The organism is Campylobacter sp. IFREMER_LSEM_CL1097 (genome assembly GCF_025772225.1).
Classification (GTDB): Bacteria; Campylobacterota; Campylobacteria; order Campylobacterales; family Campylobacteraceae; genus Campylobacter_D; species Campylobacter_D lari_D.
Genome location: NZ_JAKMRT010000011.1, coordinates 23,283 through 45,354 on the forward strand (window position 1 = coordinate 23,283; position 22,072 = coordinate 45,354).

General features: G+C 29.0%; 19 protein-coding genes and 1 pseudogene. 10 read left to right on the plus strand and 10 right to left on the minus strand.

Annotation, left to right across the window (positions count from 1 at the left end; all coding sequences use genetic code 11):
• Positions 1 to 4 precede the first annotated feature (4 nt).
• Positions 5 to 1,519: an AAA family ATPase gene (locus L8W64_RS05880; protein ID WP_263673164.1), complete on the minus strand. Its 1,515-nt coding sequence runs from the start codon at positions 1,517 to 1,519 to the stop codon at positions 5 to 7.
• Positions 1,519 to 2,349, minus strand: coding sequence for an NAD(+)/NADH kinase (locus tag L8W64_RS05885; protein WP_263659604.1), 831 nt, complete (start codon positions 2,347 to 2,349; stop codon positions 1,519 to 1,521). The genes L8W64_RS05880 and L8W64_RS05885 overlap by 1 nt, the downstream gene beginning before the upstream one ends.
• A gap of 85 nt (positions 2,350 to 2,434) precedes the next feature.
• On the opposite strand from L8W64_RS05885, the gene aspS reads away from it, so the two are divergent.
• The 9 genes and pseudogenes from aspS (at position 2,435) to L8W64_RS05930 (ending at position 12,722) form a co-directional block, all read left to right on the plus strand.
• Positions 2,435 to 4,186, plus strand: coding sequence for an aspartate--tRNA ligase (gene aspS / locus L8W64_RS05890; RefSeq protein WP_263659603.1), 1,752 nt, complete (start codon positions 2,435 to 2,437; stop codon positions 4,184 to 4,186).
• Complete coding sequence (locus L8W64_RS05895) at positions 4,183 to 4,755, plus strand: adenylate kinase (RefSeq protein WP_263659602.1); 573 nt, start codon at positions 4,183 to 4,185, stop codon at positions 4,753 to 4,755. Before aspS ends, L8W64_RS05895 begins: the two co-directional genes overlap by 4 nt.
• Positions 4,756 to 4,765: 10 nt before the next feature.
• On the plus strand, positions 4,766 to 5,284 hold the full coding sequence (gene ppa, locus L8W64_RS05900) for an inorganic diphosphatase (RefSeq protein WP_263673166.1): 519 nt from the start codon (positions 4,766 to 4,768) through the stop codon (positions 5,282 to 5,284).
• A gap of 36 nt (positions 5,285 to 5,320) precedes the next feature.
• Positions 5,321 to 6,358 (plus strand): hypothetical protein, encoded by a 1,038-nt coding sequence (locus L8W64_RS05905; RefSeq protein ID WP_263659600.1) that lies wholly within the window; start codon positions 5,321 to 5,323, stop codon positions 6,356 to 6,358.
• Between the two features lie 74 nt (positions 6,359 to 6,432).
• A complete protein-coding gene (locus tag L8W64_RS05910; protein ID WP_263659599.1) occupies positions 6,433 to 9,045 on the plus strand; it encodes a valine--tRNA ligase in 2,613 nt (870 codons plus the stop codon).
• Positions 9,046 to 9,048: 3 nt separating this feature from the next.
• Positions 9,049 to 10,005, plus strand: a complete 957-nt coding sequence (locus L8W64_RS05915; RefSeq protein ID WP_263659598.1) for a methionine ABC transporter ATP-binding protein — start codon at positions 9,049 to 9,051, stop codon at positions 10,003 to 10,005.
• A gap of 2 nt (positions 10,006 to 10,007) precedes the next feature.
• Positions 10,008 to 10,664 (plus strand): annotated as a pseudogene (locus L8W64_RS05920) (methionine ABC transporter permease); the annotation flags it as partial.
• A 9-nt stretch (positions 10,665 to 10,673) separates the two neighbouring features.
• Positions 10,674 to 11,879, plus strand: coding sequence for a glycosyltransferase (locus L8W64_RS05925; RefSeq protein ID WP_263659597.1), 1,206 nt, complete (start codon positions 10,674 to 10,676; stop codon positions 11,877 to 11,879).
• Between the two features lie 72 nt (positions 11,880 to 11,951).
• Entirely contained in the window at positions 11,952 to 12,722 is a 771-nt protein-coding gene (locus tag L8W64_RS05930) for a MetQ/NlpA family ABC transporter substrate-binding protein (protein WP_133319226.1), read from the plus strand.
• Positions 12,723 to 12,753: 31 nt separating this feature from the next.
• Here the strand turns inward: L8W64_RS05930 and L8W64_RS05935 are convergent, their stop codons facing one another.
• On the minus strand, positions 12,754 to 13,935 hold the full coding sequence (locus L8W64_RS05935; RefSeq protein WP_263660271.1) for an acetate kinase: 1,182 nt from the start codon (positions 13,933 to 13,935) through the stop codon (positions 12,754 to 12,756).
• Between the two features lie 8 nt (positions 13,936 to 13,943).
• Positions 13,944 to 15,413 (minus strand): phosphate acetyltransferase, encoded by a 1,470-nt coding sequence (gene pta / locus L8W64_RS05940; RefSeq protein ID WP_318529427.1) that lies wholly within the window; start codon positions 15,411 to 15,413, stop codon positions 13,944 to 13,946.
• A gap of 85 nt (positions 15,414 to 15,498) precedes the next feature.
• Between pta and flgH the strand changes: the two genes are divergently transcribed.
• The gene (flgH, locus tag L8W64_RS05945; RefSeq protein ID WP_133319229.1) at positions 15,499 to 16,200 is read left to right on the plus strand and encodes a flagellar basal body L-ring protein FlgH; all 702 of its coding nucleotides are present in this window, start codon (positions 15,499 to 15,501) and stop codon (positions 16,198 to 16,200) included.
• An 11-nt stretch (positions 16,201 to 16,211) separates the two neighbouring features.
• On the opposite strand, the gene L8W64_RS05950 is transcribed toward flgH, so the two are convergent.
• From L8W64_RS05950 to L8W64_RS05975, 6 genes are read right to left on the minus strand one after another with little or no spacing between them, the layout of a single operon-like run.
• The gene (locus tag L8W64_RS05950) at positions 16,212 to 17,612 is read right to left on the minus strand and encodes a Mur ligase family protein (protein ID WP_263673168.1); all 1,401 of its coding nucleotides are present in this window, start codon (positions 17,610 to 17,612) and stop codon (positions 16,212 to 16,214) included.
• Complete coding sequence (locus tag L8W64_RS05955) at positions 17,605 to 18,348, minus strand: alpha/beta fold hydrolase (protein ID WP_263659595.1); 744 nt, start codon at positions 18,346 to 18,348, stop codon at positions 17,605 to 17,607. The genes L8W64_RS05950 and L8W64_RS05955 overlap by 8 nt, the downstream gene beginning before the upstream one ends.
• A 2-nt stretch (positions 18,349 to 18,350) precedes the next feature.
• Positions 18,351 to 18,566, minus strand: a complete 216-nt coding sequence (locus tag L8W64_RS05960; RefSeq protein ID WP_087699049.1) for a type II toxin-antitoxin system Phd/YefM family antitoxin — start codon at positions 18,564 to 18,566, stop codon at positions 18,351 to 18,353.
• Between the two features lie 2 nt (positions 18,567 to 18,568).
• Entirely contained in the window at positions 18,569 to 19,609 is a 1,041-nt protein-coding gene (locus L8W64_RS05965; protein WP_263659594.1) for a D-alanine--D-alanine ligase, read from the minus strand.
• 16 nt (positions 19,610 to 19,625) lie between these two features.
• Entirely contained in the window at positions 19,626 to 20,177 is a 552-nt protein-coding gene (gene ruvA / locus L8W64_RS05970) for a Holliday junction branch migration protein RuvA (protein ID WP_263673171.1), read from the minus strand.
• Entirely contained in the window at positions 20,174 to 22,030 is a 1,857-nt protein-coding gene (locus L8W64_RS05975) for a FapA family protein (protein ID WP_263659592.1), read from the minus strand. Before L8W64_RS05975 ends, ruvA begins: the two co-directional genes overlap by 4 nt.
• Positions 22,031 to 22,072: the final 42 nt, after the last annotated feature.

Consider the following 22,072-nt stretch of genomic DNA (forward strand, 5'->3'; position numbering starts at 1 on the left):
GTTTTTAAAGCAAAGTTCTAGTAAATTCTAAAGCTTCTTGGGTAATATTTTCCCCGCTTACCATTCTAGCAAGTTCTTTTACTCTTTCTTCTTTTTCTATCTTTCTTACCCTACTTTCATTTCCTATTTTTTCTACTAGGAAGTGATTGCTTGCTTTTGATGAAAGCTGTGGTAAGTGTGAAATTGCAAAAATTTGATAAAACTTAGCAAGCTCTTTTAAAACTTCAGCTATACTCATTGCTTCTTTACCGCTTAAATTTGCATCAATTTCATCTAAAAATATTATCCCACTAGCTTTATTAGTAACATTACATTCAGTTGCGATAAAAGAAAGTCTTAAACGATTTATCTCACCTGAGCTTAAATTTTTCAAACTAGCTTCATTTATATTTAAATTCACTTCATCTTTACCTAAAATACTCAAAGCACAATCTTTAACCTCTAATTTAATCTCTTTCATATAAAGTTTTTCAAGATAAAAATTAAGTAATTTCTCAAGCTCTTTTAATCTTTTTTTGCGCAAAGTACTTAATTTTTGGCTTTTCTCATCTAAAAGTATTTTAGCATTTTGCACTTTCTCTTCTAATTCTTTTTTTTCAAAACTTAAATTTTCATAATGAGTTAATTCTGCTTTTTTCTTCTCTAAAGCTTCTAAAGTTTCTTCTATACTTCCATATTTTGAAATCAAAGAAGAAAGTTTTTCTATCCTATCAAGCACTTCTTCTATATCAAAATCAAAATCATCAAAACTTTGATTTTCCAACACCACCCTTAGTTCATTTAAACACTCTGAAAAAAATGAACTATCAACATCACTAATTTGCAAAGCTTCAATCACTGCTGATTCTAATTCAAAAATTTTGCTTGCCCTGTTCCAAGCTGCATCAATTTTGTCTTTTTTAGAAAGCCTTTTTTTTAAACTCATCAACTCATCAAATTCGCCTATTTTTGGGTTAATACTTTGGATTTTTTGTATTTCAAAGCTTGTAAATTCTTTTAATTCTTCTACCTTTTTTTCTTCTTCTTGAATTTTTTCTAATTTAATTTTATTTTCTATATATTCTTTATAAACATTTTTATATTCATTTAAAAAATCTTTAAATTTCTTATCTTCTTTTGATTGCATAAAATCAAGTAAGTTTAAAAATCTTTCATTTGAAAACTCATTATTTTCCTTAGCTGAAAGATATTTTACAAATTTCTTAGAAAGTAAGGCTAAATTCTTTTTTGAAATAAGTTGATTATTGACAAAATAACGCGAACTTTTATCTTTTAAAAGTTTAAATACATTTAATTCTTCATTTTCAATGCCAAACTCATCTAATTCAAGCTCATCATTTAATAAAACTTCCACCATTTTAGCTTCGCTCTCACTTAAAGCAAAAGCTGCCAAAATGGCCTTAAAAAGCACAGACTTTCCAGCACCACTTAAACCAGTGAAGACAGTAAGCCCCACTTCTAAGTCTAATTTTGCTTGTTTAAAACCTAAATTTTCTTTGATTAAAATACTTTCTATCATCACTTACCCCAATTTAACTTTTCTTTTAAAACTTGGAAATAATCTCTATCTTTTTTATGTATAAAACTAAGTTCTTTCTTGCTAAGCCCTATAAGAATTCTATCATATTCTTTAGGATCAACCACTTCTTGCCCGTCTAAATACAACAAACAATGCTCAACTTTCAACTCAAGCTCAAAACCATAAGGCAAAACAATAGGCCTTTGAGTTAAAGAATGAGAACAAACCGGAGTTAGAACAAAAATTTCACTCCAAGGATGTACTATAGGTCCACCTGCACTAATATTATAAGCAGTTGAACCACTTGAACTAGCTATAATCAAACCATCTCCATAATAAGCATTAAAAAGTTTATTTTCAAAAAAAACTTCCACATTTGCCATTAAAGCATTATCGCGAGAAAAAACCGCGTCATTAAAAGCAAATTTTTTAATGATTTTATTCTTTTTACAAAGCGTTATTTGAAGCATTTTAGCTTTTTCTATTTTAAAATCATTTTTAAAAAACTCTTTAAAAAAACTTTCTACTTCATTAAAAGAAAAAGCAGTTAAAAAACCTAAATTTCCTGCATTTATCCCTAAAATAGGCTTTTTTGCTTGATAAGCTTGCCTACATAAAGACAAAAGCGTGCCGTCCCCACCTAGAGAAATTAAAAAATCTAATTTCTGTAAATCTTTAAGATTATTTTTTTTCTGATCTAATAGCACAAGCTCTATATTTTTTTGCAAAAAAATTGTTTTTAAAAAAGCAATTTGCTCATTTAAATTTGTATTTAACCTGCAAAATAAGCCTACTTTTTGAATTTTTTCTATATTTATACATTTTTTCATAAAAAAATTATAACAAAACTTAGCTAAGCAAAAGAATAAAATACTATAATAACAAAATTGAACAAAATTAAGCTAAGGAAAAATTTTGAGAACTCATTATAATACAGAGCTTAACATACAAAATGTTGGCGAGGAAGTAACATTATGTGGTTGGGTAAATTCTTACCGTGATCATGGAGGTGTAATTTTTATCGATCTTAGAGATCGTAGCGGACTTATACAATTAGTATGTGATCCAGCAGATAATCAAGAAGCACATAATATAGCTTCATCAGTAAGAAATGAATATGTTTTAATAGCACAAGGAAAAATTCGCCCACGCGGTGAAGGACTTGTAAATCCAAAATTAAAAACCGGAGAAATAGAAGTTGTTATAAATAAACTTACTATTGAAAATGAAAGTGCTGTAGTACCTTTTGCTATAGGCGATGAAAGTGTAAATGAAGAATTAAGATTAAAATATAGATTTTTAGATTTAAGAAGCAAAAAACTTTATGATAATTTTGCTCTAAGATCAACTGCTTGTATAGCAACAAGAAATTCTTTAGCAAAAATGGGATTTTTAGAGGTTGAAACCCCTATTTTAACCAAAGCTACCCCAGAAGGCGCAAGGGATTATTTAGTACCATCACGCGTACATCAAGGTGAATTTTATGCCCTACCTCAAAGCCCTCAACTTTTCAAACAACTTTTAATGTGTTCAGGATTTGATAGATATTTTCAAATTGCAAAATGTTTTAGAGATGAGGATTTAAGAGCAGATCGCCAACCTGAATTTACTCAAATAGACATAGAAATGAGTTTTTGTGAACAAAAAGATATCATAGCTATGGCAGAAAATTTACTTAAAGATATTTTCAAAGCTTGCGGAAAAGAAATTAGCATACCTTTTAGACAAATGAGTTACAAGGAAGCTATGGAAAATTATGGCTCTGATAAGCCTGATTTAAGATTTGATATGAAATTTATTGATGTGATTGATATTTTTGCAAAATCAAATAATGAAATTTTTGCAAATATTGCAAAAGACACGAAGAAAAATCGCATTAAAGCTTTAAGAGTTCCAAAAGGTGATACAATTTTTTCTAAACGCCAAATGCAAAGATTTGAAGAATTTGTGCGTAAATTTGGAGCAGTAGGGCTTGCATTTATACAAATGAAAGAAGATGGTCCTAAAGGTCCACTTTGTAAATTCTTTAGCGAAGAGGACTTAAATGCTTTAATCCAAAGATGTGAATTAGAAGTTGGTGATGTGGTATTTTTTGGTGCAGGGATTAAAAAAACTGTGCTTGATTATATGGGCAGATTTAGATTATTCCTTGCTGATGAAATGAAAATTATCGATGAGGATAAATTAGAATTCTTGTGGGTTATTGATTTTCCTATGTTTGAGCAAAATGATGATGGAAGCTATTCTGCAATGCACCATCCATTTACTATGCCAAAAAATATTGATGAGCAAGACTTAGAAGAAATTAATTCTATTGCACATGATGTAGTGTTAAATGGTGTAGAATTAGGTGGTGGTAGTATAAGAATTCACAAAAGTCCTATCCAACAAAAAGTATTTAAGCTTTTAAATATTGATGAAGAAGAACAAAGAAAGAAATTTGGCTTCTTACTTGATGCATTAAGTTTTGGAGCACCACCACATGGTGGTATAGCAATAGGCCTTGATAGACTTATCATGCTTTTAACAAAATCTTCAAGTATTAGAGAAGTTATAGCATTTCCTAAAACACAAAGAGCGCAATGTCTTATGACTCAAGCTCCAAGCGAAGTAAGCAATGAACAAATGAGAGAACTAGGTATAAGATTAAGGGAGAATACTAAATGAAACAATTATTTTTAATCATAGGTGCACCAGGTAGTGGTAAAACAACCGATGCAAGCATCATAGCTACAGATGATGCAAGCATTACTCATTATTCTACAGGTGATTTACTAAGAGCAGAAGTGGCTAGTGGAAGCGAACTTGGAAAGACTATTGATAGTTTTATTTCTAAAGGAAATTTGGTTCCTTTGGAAGTGGTAGTTAATACTATCATCACTGCTTTAAAAAATGCACCAACTAATACTATATTAATAGATGGTTATCCAAGAAGTGTTGAGCAAATGCTTGAGTTTGATAAGGTATTAAAAAATCAAAGTGAAGTAATTTTAAAAGGTGTGATAGAAGTTAAAGTTAGCGAAGAAGTTGCTAGAGAAAGAGTTTTAGGGCGTGCTAGAGGTGCTGATGATAACGAAGAGGTTTTTAACAATAGAATGAAAGTTTATTTAGGACCTTTAGAAGAAATAACAAATTTTTATACTAAAGAAAATATCCACCATGTAATCAATGGTGAAAGAAGTATTGAAGCTATCGTAGCTGATATGAAAAATTTAATCAATGATTTATTAAAATAAAGGATAAAAAATGGATATTAGCAAAATCAAAGTTGGAGAAATACCAAATAAACTTAATGCAGTTATTGAAATTCCTTATGGATCAAACATTAAATACGAACTTGACAAAGAAAGCGGAGCCATCATGGTTGATCGCGTGATGTATTCAGCTATGTTTTATCCAGCAAACTATGGTTTTATACCAAATACTCTTGCAGATGATGGCGATCCTATTGATGTTTTAGTATTAAATGAATATCCTATCCAAGCAGGAGCTGTGATTCCTTGTCGTTTAATAGGGGTATTATTAATGGAAGATGAAAGTGGTATGGATGAAAAATTACTTGCTGTTCCTGTAAGTAAAATAGATCCAAGATATGATAATATTAAATGTTTAGATGATTTACCAAAAGCAAGCCTAGATAAAATCAAAAATTTCTTTGAAACATATAAAATGCTTGAGCCAAACAAATGGGTAAAAGTAAAAGAATTTGCAGGTATTGAAAAAGCAAGTGAAATTTTAGAAAATTCTATTAAAAATTATAAATAATTAAAGTCCTTTTGAGGACTTCACAAAGGATAAAAAATGAAAAGTATTATTGCTTTTAGTATAGCTTTTGTGGTGCTAATAGGCGCTAGTATTGGTTTTTATATGTGGTATTTTGAAGATGATTCAAATACTTATGTATATGATTATAAAAAAAGTAGTTCTTATCAAAGCTACACTCCGCCAAGTACTCAATACAATCAAGAAAGAAATAATATAAGTGATAATACTTATTATCCATCACAACAAATAAATCCGGAGTCTTTAAAAGAAGAAATTCCAGTACAAAATAATCCTATCATAGATGAAAATACAAGCACTCAAGAAGTCGCGCCAACAACCCAAACAAATATAGCTGAAGTTTCTAAAAATGAAACTATTACTCCTAAAGTAGCCCAAGAAGAACAAAAAGTTCTCGTTGAAAACAACAAACAAACAAGCATAAAAAAAGAAAAAACAACAAAATATAAAAATACTATGCAAGAATACATTACAAAAGGTAAAACTAGCAGATATGAACCAAGATTAAGTAATGATTTTGTTAAAGTTTATGTATTGGATGGAAAAAGTTTAAGTGATTATAGGGTTGATATGTTAAAAGAAATGATCAATCCTGTTAAAATTAATTCTCAAGATTATAATTTAACGATTTTTATCGATATGCTTTCAAATGACAATATGAAACTAAGCATATATAATAAAGATATTGTTTTTGCTAAAAATAAGAAAAAATACAATTATGTAGATGTTAAAATTTCTGATTTAAAATTTTTATTTGAAAGAAATGGATATAGTGAATACAGCAATGAAAATCTACTTGAAAAAATCAATCAAAATCTAGCAAGAGAAGATATACTCAAAAGAGTTAAAATTCAAGGTTATGCAGACGATAGAGGTAGCACTTTTGCAAACTATATGATAGGATTAAATAGAGCAATGAATGTGGCTAAACATTTCTTTAGTTTTACTGAGGTTATAGAAATAAAATCTTTGGGAAAAGACACCTATCCTACTAAAGATAAGTCTGATTCTCAAAGACAAAATAATCGTAAAGTAGAAATTAGTTTTTATAACTAATTTCTAAATTTCAAAACTTCTTTAACAATTTTAAGCTAACATAACAATTTATTTTCATTCTCAAGGTAGCAATTATGTATGATAAATCACTAGAAAAAGAATATTATAAAATTTGCGAAGAACGCGGATATTTTGAAATCAATGGTAATGAAAAAATTCAAGAAAAAGGTAAAAACTTTTGTATTATGATGCCACCACCTAATGTAACAGGTGTTTTGCATATAGGTCATGCTCTAACTTGTACTCTACAAGATATCACAACGCGTTATAAAAGAATGGATGGTTACAAAACTCTTTATCAGCCAGGACTTGATCATGCAGGGATTGCAACACAAAATGTTGTAGAAAAACAACTTTTAGCTCAAGGCATTAAAAAAGAAGAACTCGGTAGAGAAGAATTTATAAAAAAGGTATGGGAATGGAAAGAGCAAAGCGGTGGTACCATAGTTAAGCAAATGCGAATTTTGGGTATCACTCCCGCTTGGAGTCGTTTGCGTTTTACTATGGATGAAGGTTTAGTAAATGCAGTAAAAAAAGCCTTTGTGGATCTTTATGATAAAAAGCTTATTGTGCGTGGAAATTACATGGTAAATTGGTGCACTCATGATGGAGCATTAAGCGATATAGAAGTAGAACACAAAGAAAATAAAGGAAAATTATATTATTTAAAATATTTCTTAGAAAATTCTCAAGAATATATCGTAGTAGCCACCACAAGACCAGAAACTTATTTTGGTGATAGTGCTGTGATGGTTAATCCAAGCGATGAAAGATTTAAACACTTAATAGGCAAAAATGTCATTTTACCTTTAATAGATAGAAAAATTCCTATTATTGCTGATGAGCATGTGGATATGGAATTTGGTACAGGCTTTGTGAAAGTAACCCCAGCACATGATCATAATGACTATGAAGTAGGCTTAAGACATAAACTTGAATTTATTACCATCTTTGATGAAAAAGGTATTTTAAATGAACATTGCTTGCATTTTAAAGGCTTAGAAAGATTAGAAGCAAGAAATATTATTATAAAAGAATTACAAGAAAAAGGTTTTGTTGAAAAAATAGAAGATTATACTAATCAAGTAGGATATTGTTATCGTTGTAAAAATGTAGTTGAACCTTACATTTCTAAACAATGGTTTGTAAAAAATGAAATCGCAAAAGAAAGCATAGAAAAAGTTAATCTTGGTGGAAGCAAATTCTACCCTGCACATTGGATTAATAGTTTTAATGCTTGGATGAGGGATTTAAAAGATTGGTGTATTTCAAGACAACTTTGGTGGGGTCATCAAATTCCTGTGTATTACTGTGAATGCTCTCATGAATGGGCAAGCGAAGAAACTCCAAGTCAATGTCCAAAATGCCAAAGCACTAATTTCAAACAAGACCCTGATGTTTTAGATACTTGGTTTTCTTCAGGTCTTTGGGCTATGAGTACTTTAGGTTGGGGTAATAAAGACTGGGGTAAAAACACACTTTGGCATGAAGATGATTTAAAAGATTTTTATCCAAATTCTTTATTAATCACTGGTTTTGATATTTTATTTTTCTGGGTTGCTAGAATGATGTTTCAAAGCACTAATGCCTTAGGTGAACTTCCTTTTAAAGATATATATTTGCATGCTTTGGTTAAAGATGAACAAGGTAGAAAAATGAGCAAGTCTTTAGGTAATGTCATTGATCCTGTGCAAAGCGTGGATGAATACAGCGCTGATATCTTGCGTTTTACTCTTGCTCTTTTAGCTATCCAAGGTAGAGATATAAAGTTAAGCAATGACAAACTCATACAAGTTAGAAATTTTACCAATAAGCTTTATAACGCAAGTAAATTTTTACTCTTAAATGAAGAAAAATTTGAAGATTTAGATAAAAGTAAAATTCAAACTAACTTAGCAAAATACATGCTATCTCGTTTTGAAGTATGCGTAAAAGAAACAAGAGAAAATTTAGACAACTACCGCTTTAATGATGCGGCAAATACTTTGTATAGATTTTTCTGGGATGAATTTTGTGATTGGGGGATTGAACTTAGCAAGGCTGAAAAATCAAGTATAAAAGAACTTGGAAGTATTTTTAAAGAAGCATTAAAACTTTTAAATCCTTTTATGCCATTTATTAGTGAGTATTTATACCATGAGTTAAGTAAAACTTCTATCCAAACTCATGATTCTATAATGATTTCAAAATATCCTAAATTTAATTCTAGAAATGAAAAAATAGAAAAATTATTCAATATCATTATAGAAAGCATAGTGAGTTTACGCCGTGCAAAAACCCTAGTAGAGCTTGCAAATGCAAAAATTCAAAAAGCTTGTATAAAATTAAACGATGAGAGCTTAATGGGTGAGTTAAAAAATTACACTAATTTCATCTCAACACTTGCAAAATGTGAAAACATCGAGTTTATCAATACAAATTTAGAAAAATCCATTAGAGATGTAAGCGAGAATTTAGAAGTATTTATACCAACTCAAGATCTTGATTTAAGCGGTGTTTTAAATAGGCTTAATAGTCAAAAAACAAAACTTGAAAAAGAATTTAACAAGCTAGATGCTATGATGAAAAATGAAAAATTTATCTCTAATGCACCGGCTACGGTTGTTGAGCAAAATAAAACTCAACTTGAAAGCATTAAAACTCAACTTGAAAAAATCAATGATGAAATTTCTAATTTAGAAGGCTAATAAGTGATAAAAATACAAAATCTTAAAAAATATTATGGCAAAGAATTAGTTATAAATGATGTTTCTTTAGAAGTTAAAGAAGGGGAAATTTATGCTCTTGTTGGACACAGCGGGGCAGGAAAATCAACTTTGCTAAGATGTATTAATGGTTTAGAAAATTATCAAAGTGGTAGTGTGGAAGTTTTTGGTAAAGAAATAGCTACTTTAAAAGAAAAAGAGTTAAGAGTATTTAGAAAAGATATAGGGATGATTTTTCAGCATTTTGCACTTATGAGTAGAAAAAATGTATTTGAAAATGTAGCTATGCCTTTAGAAATTCATAATTTTGACAAAAGCACAATTCAAAAAAGAGTTAATGAACTTTTAGATCTTGTGGGACTTTTAGCTAAAAGCAAAGCTTATCCAAATGAGCTAAGTGGTGGGCAAAAACAAAGAGTGGCCATAGCTAGAGCCCTTGCTTTAAATCCTAAAATTTTACTAAGCGATGAAGCTACTTCTGCACTTGATCCAAATACTACAAATAACATTTTAGAACTTATTGCCACAATCAATCAAGAATTTAACATCAGTGTAGTATTAGTAACTCATGAAATGGAAGCAGTAAAACAAATAGCACAAAAGGCTGTATTGCTAGAGCATGGACAAATTATAGGTCAAGGGAAAATCGAGGATTTATTCTTAAAGCCAAGTGAAAAAATGCGTGAATTCTTAGGTGAGAGTGATTTTTTACCACTAAATGGAGTTAATGTGCGTTTATATTTTTGTAAAGAAAAAGCAAATCAAAGCATTATCACTCATATGGCTAGAAGTTTAAATATTGATTTTAATATAGTTTGGGGTAAGATAGAAAAACTAAACAACAATGCTTTAGGAAATTTGGTGATCAATATAGAAGCTAAAGATCAAGAAAGAGTTTTAAATTATTTACAAGAAAATGGCGTTATTTGGGAGCTTGTGTAATGAACTTAGAAACAATTTTGAGAAATTTTGAAAATATACTTTATCCAGCATTACTAGAAACTCTTTATATGAGTTTTACAGCCACTTTTTTAGCTTTTTTAATCGCGCTTATCCCTGCAATTGTGCTTACTATTACTGATAAAGGTGGCTTATGTGAAAACAAAAGCATTTATAGCGTGCTTGATTTTATCATTAATATTTTAAGATCTTTTCCATTTTTAGTACTTATTGTAGTTTTAAGTCCTTTTACAAAATATCTCATTGGTATTAGCATAGGAACAACTGCTACCATAGTACCACTTACCATAGGAATTGCGCCTTATTTGGCCAAAATGATTGAAAGTGCTTTTAAAGAAATTGATCCTGCTATCATTGAAGCAGCAAGATCTTATGGAGCTAGCAAAGCACAAATTATCTTTAAAGTTATGTTTAGCGAGGCTTTACCAAGTATTATTAATGGTATTACTTTAATTTTGATTATTGTTATTGGTTTTTCTGCTATGGCAGGAACTGTTGGTGGTGGTGGTTTAGGTGATGTGGCCATTCGCTATGGTTATGAGCGCTTTAGAACTGATATTATGATTCAAACTGTTGTGGTTTTAATTGTTTTAGTTCAAATCATACAATTTATAGGAAATATTCTTTATAAAATCACCAAAAGATAAACAATGAAACATAAACTTGGTATCTTACTAGCAGCGACTAAAAATTCAAGTTTTACCATAGGAACCTTGCTCATTAACATCATGGATGTTATGGGCGAAAAGGTAGATATATTTTATATTTTACATGATGGTTTTAGCTTGAATGATCAAAATATCATGCAAAAAATTGTTAAAAATAAAACAATTAAATTTATTCTTTTTACCCAAGAAGATTTTTTAACCACTCTTGATAAAAATCAAAACGATATTAATAATTTATTTTTCTTAAAAAGATGGACGCATATGGCTTTTGCAAGATTTGAAGCTTTTAAGTTTTTAGATGAATGCGAAAGTATTATCTATCTTGATTTTGATGTTTTACTTTTAAAAAGTATAGATGAACTTAGTAAATTAAGAGCTAGAAAATATCATTTTGGTGCAAGATTAGGTAAAACATTAATTCACACAGCACTGCCTTTAGAAAAAAAATATTTCAATAAGCGTGTATATCAAACAGGAATTTTAGTCTTTAACGATCTTATACCAAATCCTTTACAGTGTTATCAATTCATTTATAATTATCTTTCACAAAATACTAAAAATTGGCAAGATCAAGGAATTTTTTCCTTAATGGTTTATGAAAATCACTTTAAAGTCAAAGATTTAAAAGACAAATATACGGGAAGTACTCATTACCTTACAAATCTTACACAAAATGCTTCTATAGTTCATGCTTGTGGCACCAACAGTCGTTTTTGGAATAGTAAATTTTGCAATCAAACATGGCCTAAATGGCAAGAATATTATGAAAAATGGTTAAAATTTGGAGGAAGTAAATATATAGGCTCTTTTCACAAAGACAACAAGCAATCCATCCAACGCACAAGATATCATTTATCATACAAACTAGGTTATGCCTTTATAGAGTGTGCTAAGAATAAGAAAAAAATTCCTTTTTTACCTTTTACTCTACTAAAGATTTATTACAAACACACAAAACTAGCTAAACAATACCAAAAAGATTTGAAAACAAAACCTTACCTTAAACTTCCACCTTTATCAAGCTATGATGATTACAAAAGCGAAGGTATTAAAAATCAAAATACTTATTCTTATAAAATTGGAAAAGCCCTTATTAATGCTCAAAAAAGTTGGTATAAAGGTGGTTATATAAAATTTATAAAAGAACTTAAATGCTTTTCTAAAGAATATAAAAACAAACAAAAATAAAACTTTTCTCATCTTATTAATATTTTTACAATATAATCAAACATTTTAAAAAACTATAAAAAAGGAGTTAATATGAAATTGTTAAAATTGCTCGCTGTAAGCACAATTTTAGGTGCAAGTTTATTTGCTAATGAAGTTATCACTGTAGGTGCAACACCTGTTCCTCATGCTGAAATTTTAGAACAAACTAAAGATTTATTAAAAAAAGAAGGTTACACATTAGAAATTAAAGAATTTAATGACTATGTTTTACCAAATCTTAGTACAGATAGTAAAGAACTTGATGCGAATTTCTTCCAACACCAACCTTATTTGGATGAGTTTAATGCCAATAAAGGCACAAAATTAATTAGCGTTGCAAAAGTTCACATCGAACCAATGGCTGTTTATTCTAAAAAATATAAAAATATCCAAGATCTTCCACAAAATGCTACTATAGCTGTACCAAATGATCCGACAAATGAAAGCAGAGCTTTAGATATTATCGCTAGTACTAAACTAGTTAGTTTTAAAAATATCGCATTAAAAACTCCACTTGATATTAAAGATAATCCAAAAAACATCAAATTTAAAGAGTTAAAAGCAGCACAACTTCCAAGGGCTTTAGATGATGTTGATTTTGCAGTGATTAATTCAAACTATGCTTTATCAGCAAATTTAAATCCTGTAAAAGATTCTATTTTAATAGAAAGTAAAGAAAGTCCTTATGCAAATATCTTAGTAACTACACAAGATAATAAAGACAATCCTAAAATCAAAGCTTTAATAAAGGCTTTGCAAAGTCAAAAAGTAAAAGATTTTATCAATGAAAAATACCAAGGTGCTGTAGTTCCTGCATTTTAAAACAAACCTTGAGTTTAAAACTCAAGGTTATTTATTTTTTAATAAGTTCTGTGGTAATTTTAGCTATTTCTAATTCTTCTTCTGTTGGAATAATTAAAATTTTAATTTTAGAGTCTTTTTTACTAATCTCACCATTTCTAAGTTGTGTATTTTTATCTAAATCTATATCAAATCCCAAATGCGCTAGTCTTTGACAAACTTTTGCTCTAACAATATTATCATTTTCTCCAATACCAGCTGTAAAAATCAACGCATCGACTCTAGGTAAAATCGCAAAATATGAGCCAATATATTTACTCAAACGATAACAAAACATATCAAGAGCAAGTCTTGCTTTTTCGTTATTTTCTTCAATTTGTGCTTCAATATCTCTAAAATCATTAAACCCACAAATTCCATAAACACCACTTTTTTTATTCATTATAGTATCTAAATCAGATGGATTTAAATTTAATTCTTTTGCTAAAAATGGCAATACAGCAGGATCAATATCACCACATCTAGTTCCCATAATCAAACCTTCTAGTGGAGTAAAACCCATAGAAGTATCTACGCATTTTCCATTTTCTATAGCACAAACACTCGCACCATTTCCAAGGTGAGCGCTAATTGCATTAAATTCATTAATATTTTTACCAAGTATATGTGCAGCTTGTTTACTTACATAAGAATGTGAAGTACCGTGAAAGCCGTATTTTCTAACTTGGTGTTTTTCATAAAACTCATAAGGCAAAGCATACATATAAGCATAATCAGGCATGCTTTGATGAAAAGCTGTGTCAAAAACTGTCACATTGGGAACTTTTGGAGCTGCTTTTATCATAGTTTTAATACCTATTAAATGTGCAGGATTATGTAAAGGTGCTATATGAGAAACCCTATCAATTTCTTTTAAAATTTCATCATCTACTAAACAATGTTTAGTTAAATTTGGACCTCCATGAACTATCCTATGTCCACACCCATCAAGCTCATTTAAATCATGTAAAATTCCACTTTGAGAAAATAATTCATTTACTAATTCAATACCTTGCTCATGATCTTTAATTGCTAATTCTTTTTGGTATTTTTGACCACTTTTTAGATCTTTTAGTTCTATTTTAGAGCTTTGCTCGCCTATTTTTTCCACTAAACCAGATGCTAGGGCTTCATCTTTTTCAAAAAGCTTAAATTTAATTGAAGATGAACCTGAATTTAAAACTAATATTTTCATTTTTCTCCTTATTCTTGTGCTTGAATAGCACTTAAAATCACAGTATTAACAATATCTTCCACCAAGCAACCTCTACTTAAATCATTAATTGGCTTTTTAAGACCTTGTAAAATCGGGCCAATAGCTAAAGAATTTGCTGTTCTTTGCACTGCTTTATAGCAAATATTTGCCGCATTTAAATCAGGAAACACATATACATTTGCCTTTCCTGCTACTTTAGAATTTGGCATTTTACTTTTTGCTGTTAGCATATCATATGCTGCATCAAATTGTATAGGACCTTCTAGCTCAAGTTGAGGATATTTTTCTTTAGCTATTTTAGTAGCTTCTTTAATCGCATCCACACTAGCTCCACTCCCACTATCTCCACTAGAATACGAAAGTAAAGCCACTTTAGGTTCAAGTCCAAAAGCCTTAGCACTATTTGCACTCACATAAGCAATTTCAGCAAGTTGTTCAGGGGTTGGATTTGGCATAACAGCGCAATCAGCAAAAACCAAAACCTTATCTTCTAAAGACATAAAAAACATACCAGAAACCAAACTCACATCAGGTTTTGTTTTGATAATTTGCAAAGCAGGACGAATAGTTTCAGCAGTAGTTGTACTTGCACCACTTACCATAGCATGGGCTTTTTGAGTATGCACAAGTAAAGTCGCAAAATAAGTTTTATCTTGCACGAGTTTTTTAGCTTCTTCTTTATTCATACCTTTGCTTTTTCTAGCTTCATATAAAAGCTCTTCAAATTCTTCATTATATTGAGAATTTTTAGGATTTATAATACGCACACCATCGATATTGATATTTAAACTATTGGCTTTCGCACAAATTTCATTGCTATCACCTAGCAAAATCAAATCAACAATTTCATTTTGTATTAAAAATTCACTAGCTTTTAATACTCTTTCATCAAAACTTTCAGGTAAAACTACTATTTTTTTATCTGCTTTTGCTTTTTCAAAAAGCTCATAAGAAAATCTTGCCTGAGTTTTATAAGTATATTCTTGTAATAAATCTTGAGTAAAATCTTCATTTTCTTTTAACAAAACAAAGTCGCTAAGCTTTTGGCTTAGTAAAAAATTTAACATAGTATGATTTTCATCTTGACTTTTTGCATACAATGGAGTGTTTAGCTCTTTAGCTAAGGCTATATTTAAACTTAAATCCCCCATCAAGCCAAAATCATCTACTCCAACTACTATAGTAAAATCATTTTCTTTTTTTGTTTTCTCAAAATCTTCAATAATTTTTTTAAAAAAATCATTTAAATTTTGAGTGAATTTACCTTGATACTCATTTTTTTCAAAACTACTAAAAAAATCTATTTTAAGATTTCTTTTTGTGCAAAATGAAGTAATTTTTTCTTTATTTTTTTCACAAAAAATAGGAAAGTAAAAAGCTATTTTGCCTCGTACCTTTTCTAAACACTGCTGCAAAAATTTTTCATCAATGCAGTTTAATAAAAACATAGATTTCATTTTTTCCTCTTTATTTAACAAAATAATTGTTTTTTGTAATATAATTATTTTAAAATTCATCATAATAATATAAGGTTATAAAGCTATGAAATTTAAAAATGTTAATTTTTACTTGTTACCTTTTGTAATGTTTGGGTGTAGTGCCACAGTTGATCCACATATTAATATGAAACCACCTACTTATGTAGAAGAACTAGCTCCTAAGCAAAATCATAATACTCAAAGCAATCCTGGATCGCTGTTTGGTAAAGGAGATAACCCTTTATTTTCTGATAAAAAAGCAATGAATGTAAATGACTTGGTAACCGTAGTCATTAGAGAAAATGCTACACAAAATTCACAAGGCTCTAAATCTACAAGCAAAAACAACAATGTAAATTTAGGCGGTGGACAAATAACTACAGGTGCTGGACTTAGCAAAGTTAGAGATTTTGTTAATGACTATACAAATATAGGCTATACCACAGCAAGTACTTCACAATATCAAGGCACAGGAAGCCAAACTAGAAGTGAAAATTTCCAAACTACAATTTCTGCTAGAGTAATTAAGGTTTTATCTAATGGAAATTATTTTATAGAAGGAAGTCGTGAGCTTTTAATCAATGGAGAAAAACAAATCATTCAACTAAGTGGGGTTATAAGACCTTATGATATTTCTCAAGATAATATGATAGATAGTAAATATATAGCTGATGCAAAGATTCTTTATAAAACCGAAGGCGATATAGACAAATCTACACGCAAGCCTTGGGGGACAAAATTTATGGAGACCATTTGGCCTTTTTAAGCTAAATGGTTTTACATAAAACTTGGCGCATCATTGGAAAATAAAATCAAATCCCCATTTTGAGTTAATCTTGATAAAGTTTGCACAAGTTGAGATTTTTCTTTTAATACATAAAAATCTAATGTGATATGTTTTTGTAAAATCGCGCTATTAGCCTCTGAAGTAATAATCACAAAATCAAAACATTCATTAATAATTTTACATAATTTTATATTTTCTTCTTCATTAACTTCAACTATACCAGGAGTTACTAAAACTCTTCTTCCTTGATAGCTTTTACAAAGCTCATAGCTTTGACTCATACCCTTAAAATTTCCATTAAAGCCATCATCTATGATAAATTTAGGCTCTTTAGAAATCACTTGCAAGCGATGTTCTACTGCCTTTAAATTCGATACGCTTTTTGTAATATTTTCTATTTTAATTCCTAAATAATGTGCAAGCAAAATACACACACTAATATTATAAGCATTAAAAGCACCTAGTAAATTTGCATGAAAATCATAAATACTATCATCTAATCTTATTTTAAAATCCAATCCTTCCAAACTTGCCCTAACATCACTTAAATACTCATCATAAAATTCATTTTCATATAAGGTGCTTGAGTGTAAAAAGTATTTTTCTAAACGCTTGGATTTTAAAGCTTGCAACTTAGCTTTGCGAATATTATCTTGAGTTTTAAAATATTCCAAATGTGCCAAACCAATCTCACCTACTATGCAAATTTGAGGATTTAAAAACTCTGTAATTTCTAAAATATCATTTTGCTCTCTTGCACCAGCTTCTACGATATAAATTTCAGTATTATTTTCCAAATTTTCATTGATATCTTTTACTATACCCATAAAAGTATTAACACTTCTTGGAGTCTTATAGCACTTAAACTCATCTTTTAAAAGTTCGTATAAAAAATTTTTTATACTTGTTTTTCCAAAACTTGCAGTTATTAGAATAATTTTTAAATTTGGATTATCACAAATCTTTTTACTTGCTTTTTTTATAAAACTTTTCTGATTAATTTTTTCCACAAAAAAGCTTAATAAAAATGTAACTACTAAAGCTTCTAAACCGATCCAAAAAAATGGTATAAATATCAAGCTAAAAAGCGACAAAAATAAAAAATAACGCTTAATCCTAGCAGTAAAAACTAACTTTTTATCTAAATTTTTATATAAATATCCACCATATAGTAAAGATAGAGCAAAAACTATAAAATATAAATAAAAATTTCCACTATATAAAGAAAATACAAAAGCAAAATAAGGAATTATTAAAAAATACAAATGCCATAAAGGTTTGGGAAAGTGTAAAATTATGCGTGAAAATTTATAAGAGTACCATTGTAAGGCTAAAATCAGATAAAATCCAAGTAAAAAATTTAAACTTAAAAAAGCTATCATACTAATCATTTTTAAAAAATTCCTCATGTATTTTTTCATTTATAAAATCAGCATGTTTTAAAAAGAAAAAATGATCCCCATCTAATGCAAAAAATTTCCCTTTTTGTGCTAAAGAATGGATAATTGCTCCGCTTTTTAAAGGTGTAGCCTTATCTTCATTACCCCAAAAAATCAAAATAGGGTTTTTAAGCTTTTGAAATTCATTTTCTAAATTTTCATTAACAACCTTTTTAAAGGTTTCATACATCACTTCATTCATGCCTTGAGCGTCTTTACTAATAAAAAATTTCCTCCAAAAATCCCCATAAGGGAGATTTTTCAAAATTTTAAACAAGGCTATTTTAAACTTCACTTTAAAACTTTTTGGTAAGACCACGCCTGCACTAGAAAGCAAAATCAAACCTTGAAAATTAGCATTTTGGCACATAATAGTCGCAACTTTTCCGCCAAAAGAATGCCCCATTAAGTAATCTGTTTTTTGCTCAATTGTAGTTAAAAAGTCTTCTACAACCTTTGCATAAGCATAAGAATCCATAGGTGCGTCTATACTTGAATTTCCAAAACCAGGTAAATCTAAATAAATTTGCTTAAAATCACTCAAAGGCTTTTCAAAAGCTTGCTTCATAAGCTCTTTATTAGCACCCCAACCATGCAAAACAAGAATTGTTTTTTCGCATTTTGGATTGATGATTTCATAACTTAAATTATAAAAATACCCATTAGAATATACTCTAGTTTTTGCCATTTCTAGCCTTTTTTATCTTTGTAAATCTTTTCTAAAAGCATCACAGCTTCATTTAAACGCTCATATTCTTCAAAGTTCAAAAGTACAGCTTCAAATTTATTGTTTTTTACAATCACCACTCTACCATTTTCACTTTTTTTTGTTTTTTCAAGCATAGTGCTGAAATTTCTTACCACTTCAGTTGCAGTATAAATTTCATCTTTGCTAAAAGTAGCCATGGTTATAGCTTACCTTTTTGTCCATTAATACTATGAATAAAAGCATAATCAATCTTAATTTGCTTTTCAAATTCTATATTTTTAGCTAGACTATTAATTACATTAGTAAAATCTTCAAATAAATAATTTGCTAAAGATCCTGGATTTGGATTGATCTCATTTAAATAAACCTCATCATCTATCACAAAAAAATCACAGCGAATCAAAGCTCCTTTAAATAAAGGATTATAAATTCTAGTAAAATTATCCCTTAATTTTTGTTTTAATTCTTCACTAATCTTTGCTTCACTTACTTTAGAACTTTCTGAAAAACCTAAATATTTTTGTTCAAAATCTAAAATTTCATTTTTTCTAGGCTCTTCAATAATAGAAAATTCCATTTTTTCATCTATCATACAACCTGCTAAGTTATATTCTTTAATATTACTTACAAATTGTTCTATCACAACATCCTCATCAAATTCAAAAGCAACATCTTTGGCATACTTAAGCTCGCTTTCATCTTTAACTATGCTTATACCTATACTACTACCTAATCTTGCAGGCTTTAAAATACAAGGAAAATCCAAAGATACATTTTGCTCTTTATGCAAATTTAAAACCTTATAATCAAGTGTTTTCACCCCTACGCTTTGTGCATAAAGTTTAGTTAAAACCTTATTAAAAGATAAAACACTAGCTTCTATGCGTGGGCCTATGTATTTTATACCATAAAAATCAAACAAAGCAGCTATTTTGCCATCTTCACCATCTTTTCCATGTATGATATTTATCGCTATATCAATGTCAAGTTTTTTCTCACCTAACATAGTTTTTATAAAAAACCCACCCTGCTTTAGCACCAAGGCTTTTTCTTTTTTATAAGCACCGCTGCTAAAAGTTTTTGCATTCATTTTTTCTTCATCTATAAGAAAAAATTCCTTATTTTTATCACAAAATATAAATTTTTTTTGTGCTTTAAGTACTTTTTTTAATACCACAGCACTTACAATGCTAATTTCATGCTCATAAGAATTTGCACCAAAAATTACACCATATATCATTATATTTTTCCTTTTATTATGCTAATTTTTTCAAAGCCTCTTTAATAAGCTCACTAGTATTTTTACTCTCACAAGTTCTTAAAACCTTTAAAATATTTTCTTGTTTAAAACCAAGTGAAAGTAAAGCTGCCAAAGCTTGTGCTTGGTCTTGATTAGAATTTTCTATATTGATTTTTGCATCACTTAACTCAGCTATAATTCTTTTTGCACTTTTTGGACCAATACCAGGAACCTTTTTAAATACACTCTCATCGCCATTTTGTAAAGCCGCATAAAAAGTATTAGTATCTAAGCTTGAGCAAAGTGCCATAGCAGTAGTTGCTCCTATACCACTAATTTTGATTAATAATTCAAACATTTTTTGCTCATTTATATCTAAAAATCCATATAATTTATGAGAGTCTTCTTTGATAATTTGTGTGATTAAAAACTCAATCTTTTGATCTTTTTCAAAATTACTTGAGCAAAAAAGCGAAACAAAAACACCATAACTTACCCCACTTGAAGTTTTCAAAACTACAAAAGTAGGTTCTTTTTTACTCACTATTCCTTCAATTGCCACTATCATTTAGTTTCTTCCTTGTAATTACTAATAGCACGAATTTCAAAAAGTTCCATCTCATTTTCTGTATTAATTTTTTGAAGCTCAAAACATTGAATTTTTTCTTCATCATGAGGATAATAGCTTAATTCTTTTCTAGGATTTAACAAAATGAATTTAATTTCATTTAAATCCATCCATTTTCCACTTTTATTAATAATCTTAGATTTTAAAAGTTTTTCTTGAATTTTCTTAAGCTTTTCCATATTTGCTTTTTCTTCTTCTTTTAAAGATTCTATTTTATTGGCAAAAATACTTAGATTTTCAATCTTTTGATTAAAATCTTTAATAGTAGCTTTATAAGCTTGCGGTATAGCTCTTTTTGCACTCATTAATTCTTTTACTTTTTGCTGTAAAATTCGTATGGAGTCTTTACTTATATTGATTGTGTGTTTAGTCTCTTCTATTTCTTTAGCTAAATTTTCTTGTTCTTTTTTCAATCCATCAACATGTATTAGTATCTCTTCTCCGCTTTTTTCTTCTCCAAAAGCTTTAAGATCTTGAATTATAAATTTATTTCCACTGCCTTGAATTTTTTCAACATGGATTAAACTTTTAGCACTACATAAACAATTTCCGCCGAGTTCTTGTATGTAAATTTCATCAGCAATAATCTCTCCACCCATAGCCTTTTTAATATTTACTTTTTTAGCCTTGATAGAGCCATTTTCCAAAGTTTCAGCAAAAACCTCCTCAGCCTCACAATATCCTCTTAAGATATTAACCTCAACCTTTTGTCCTATGATAGTGCTTTTATGATGCATATTGCCTTTAAGAATTATTTTTTTACCTCTTAAAACAGAATCTTGAGCCATATTACCAGTAACTTCTAATTCCTGAGCCTCAACAGTAATTCTAGGACCTATTGCATCTTCTAGAGTGTTTGTATTTTTAATCACAATAATAACTTGCTTATCAAAACCCGCCCAAATAGAACCTGTACTTTTAAAATCAACTTTACTAAATTCTAAATAATTTTCTATCTCATAAATGGATTTTCTTTGTATAATAAAACCATCTTTTTTAGCAATATATTTTATACTCTCATCATCTTCTTTAACTTCAAATTTATCAGAACAAACAACTTTTTCTTTATTTATTTTTGGTGGAAGTGCTTTTAAAATTTTAAATCTTAAATCCTTGCCATCGCTACCCTCTTTTGGCTTGATTCTCTCAATAGCCACCTCATCTTTTCCTATAGGTGCTACATAGTTTCTATTCATCACATCATTATACTTTTTTAGATTTTCTAAATAATGATATTTTATTTCTTCATTTGTAGGCTCTTGCGGATTAATTCCTTTACATACTTCAAATTCAACTTCAAAATCAAATTTTTGCTTCTCTTTAACCTTAGCATTAAAATCAATAATTTGCTTTTTAAAATCAAAAATTCTAAGCCCAAGCAAATATTTTTCTTTTATCATCACTTTATAAATAGCTTCTAAAAGCTCTAGTGCTAATTTATCATGAAAAGTAATAGTTTCACTAGCTCTAACGCTGGCTTTTAATAAAGTACAAAGCTCGTTAGTATGTAAACTAACTTCAAAAGTTGAAATGCGTGCAAATTTTTTAAAATAAATTTCTATTTTATATTCTTGTTCTATATTTAATTCATGATTTAAAAATTTCTCATCTTCTTCAAAAATTTTCAATTCTTTTTCATTAACTTTTATCCATTCTTGATTATCATAAGTATAAGAAGTACTAAAACTTAACAACCTAAAATCAAGTTCATCAACTTCACATTTATTTTCAGAAGCAAATATTAAAAGCTCTCTATAAGGGTCTTTAGTGTATAAAATTTTCTTTTCTTCCATAGCTTAAGCTTCCTTATTATATATAAAATTTTGATTTTAGCA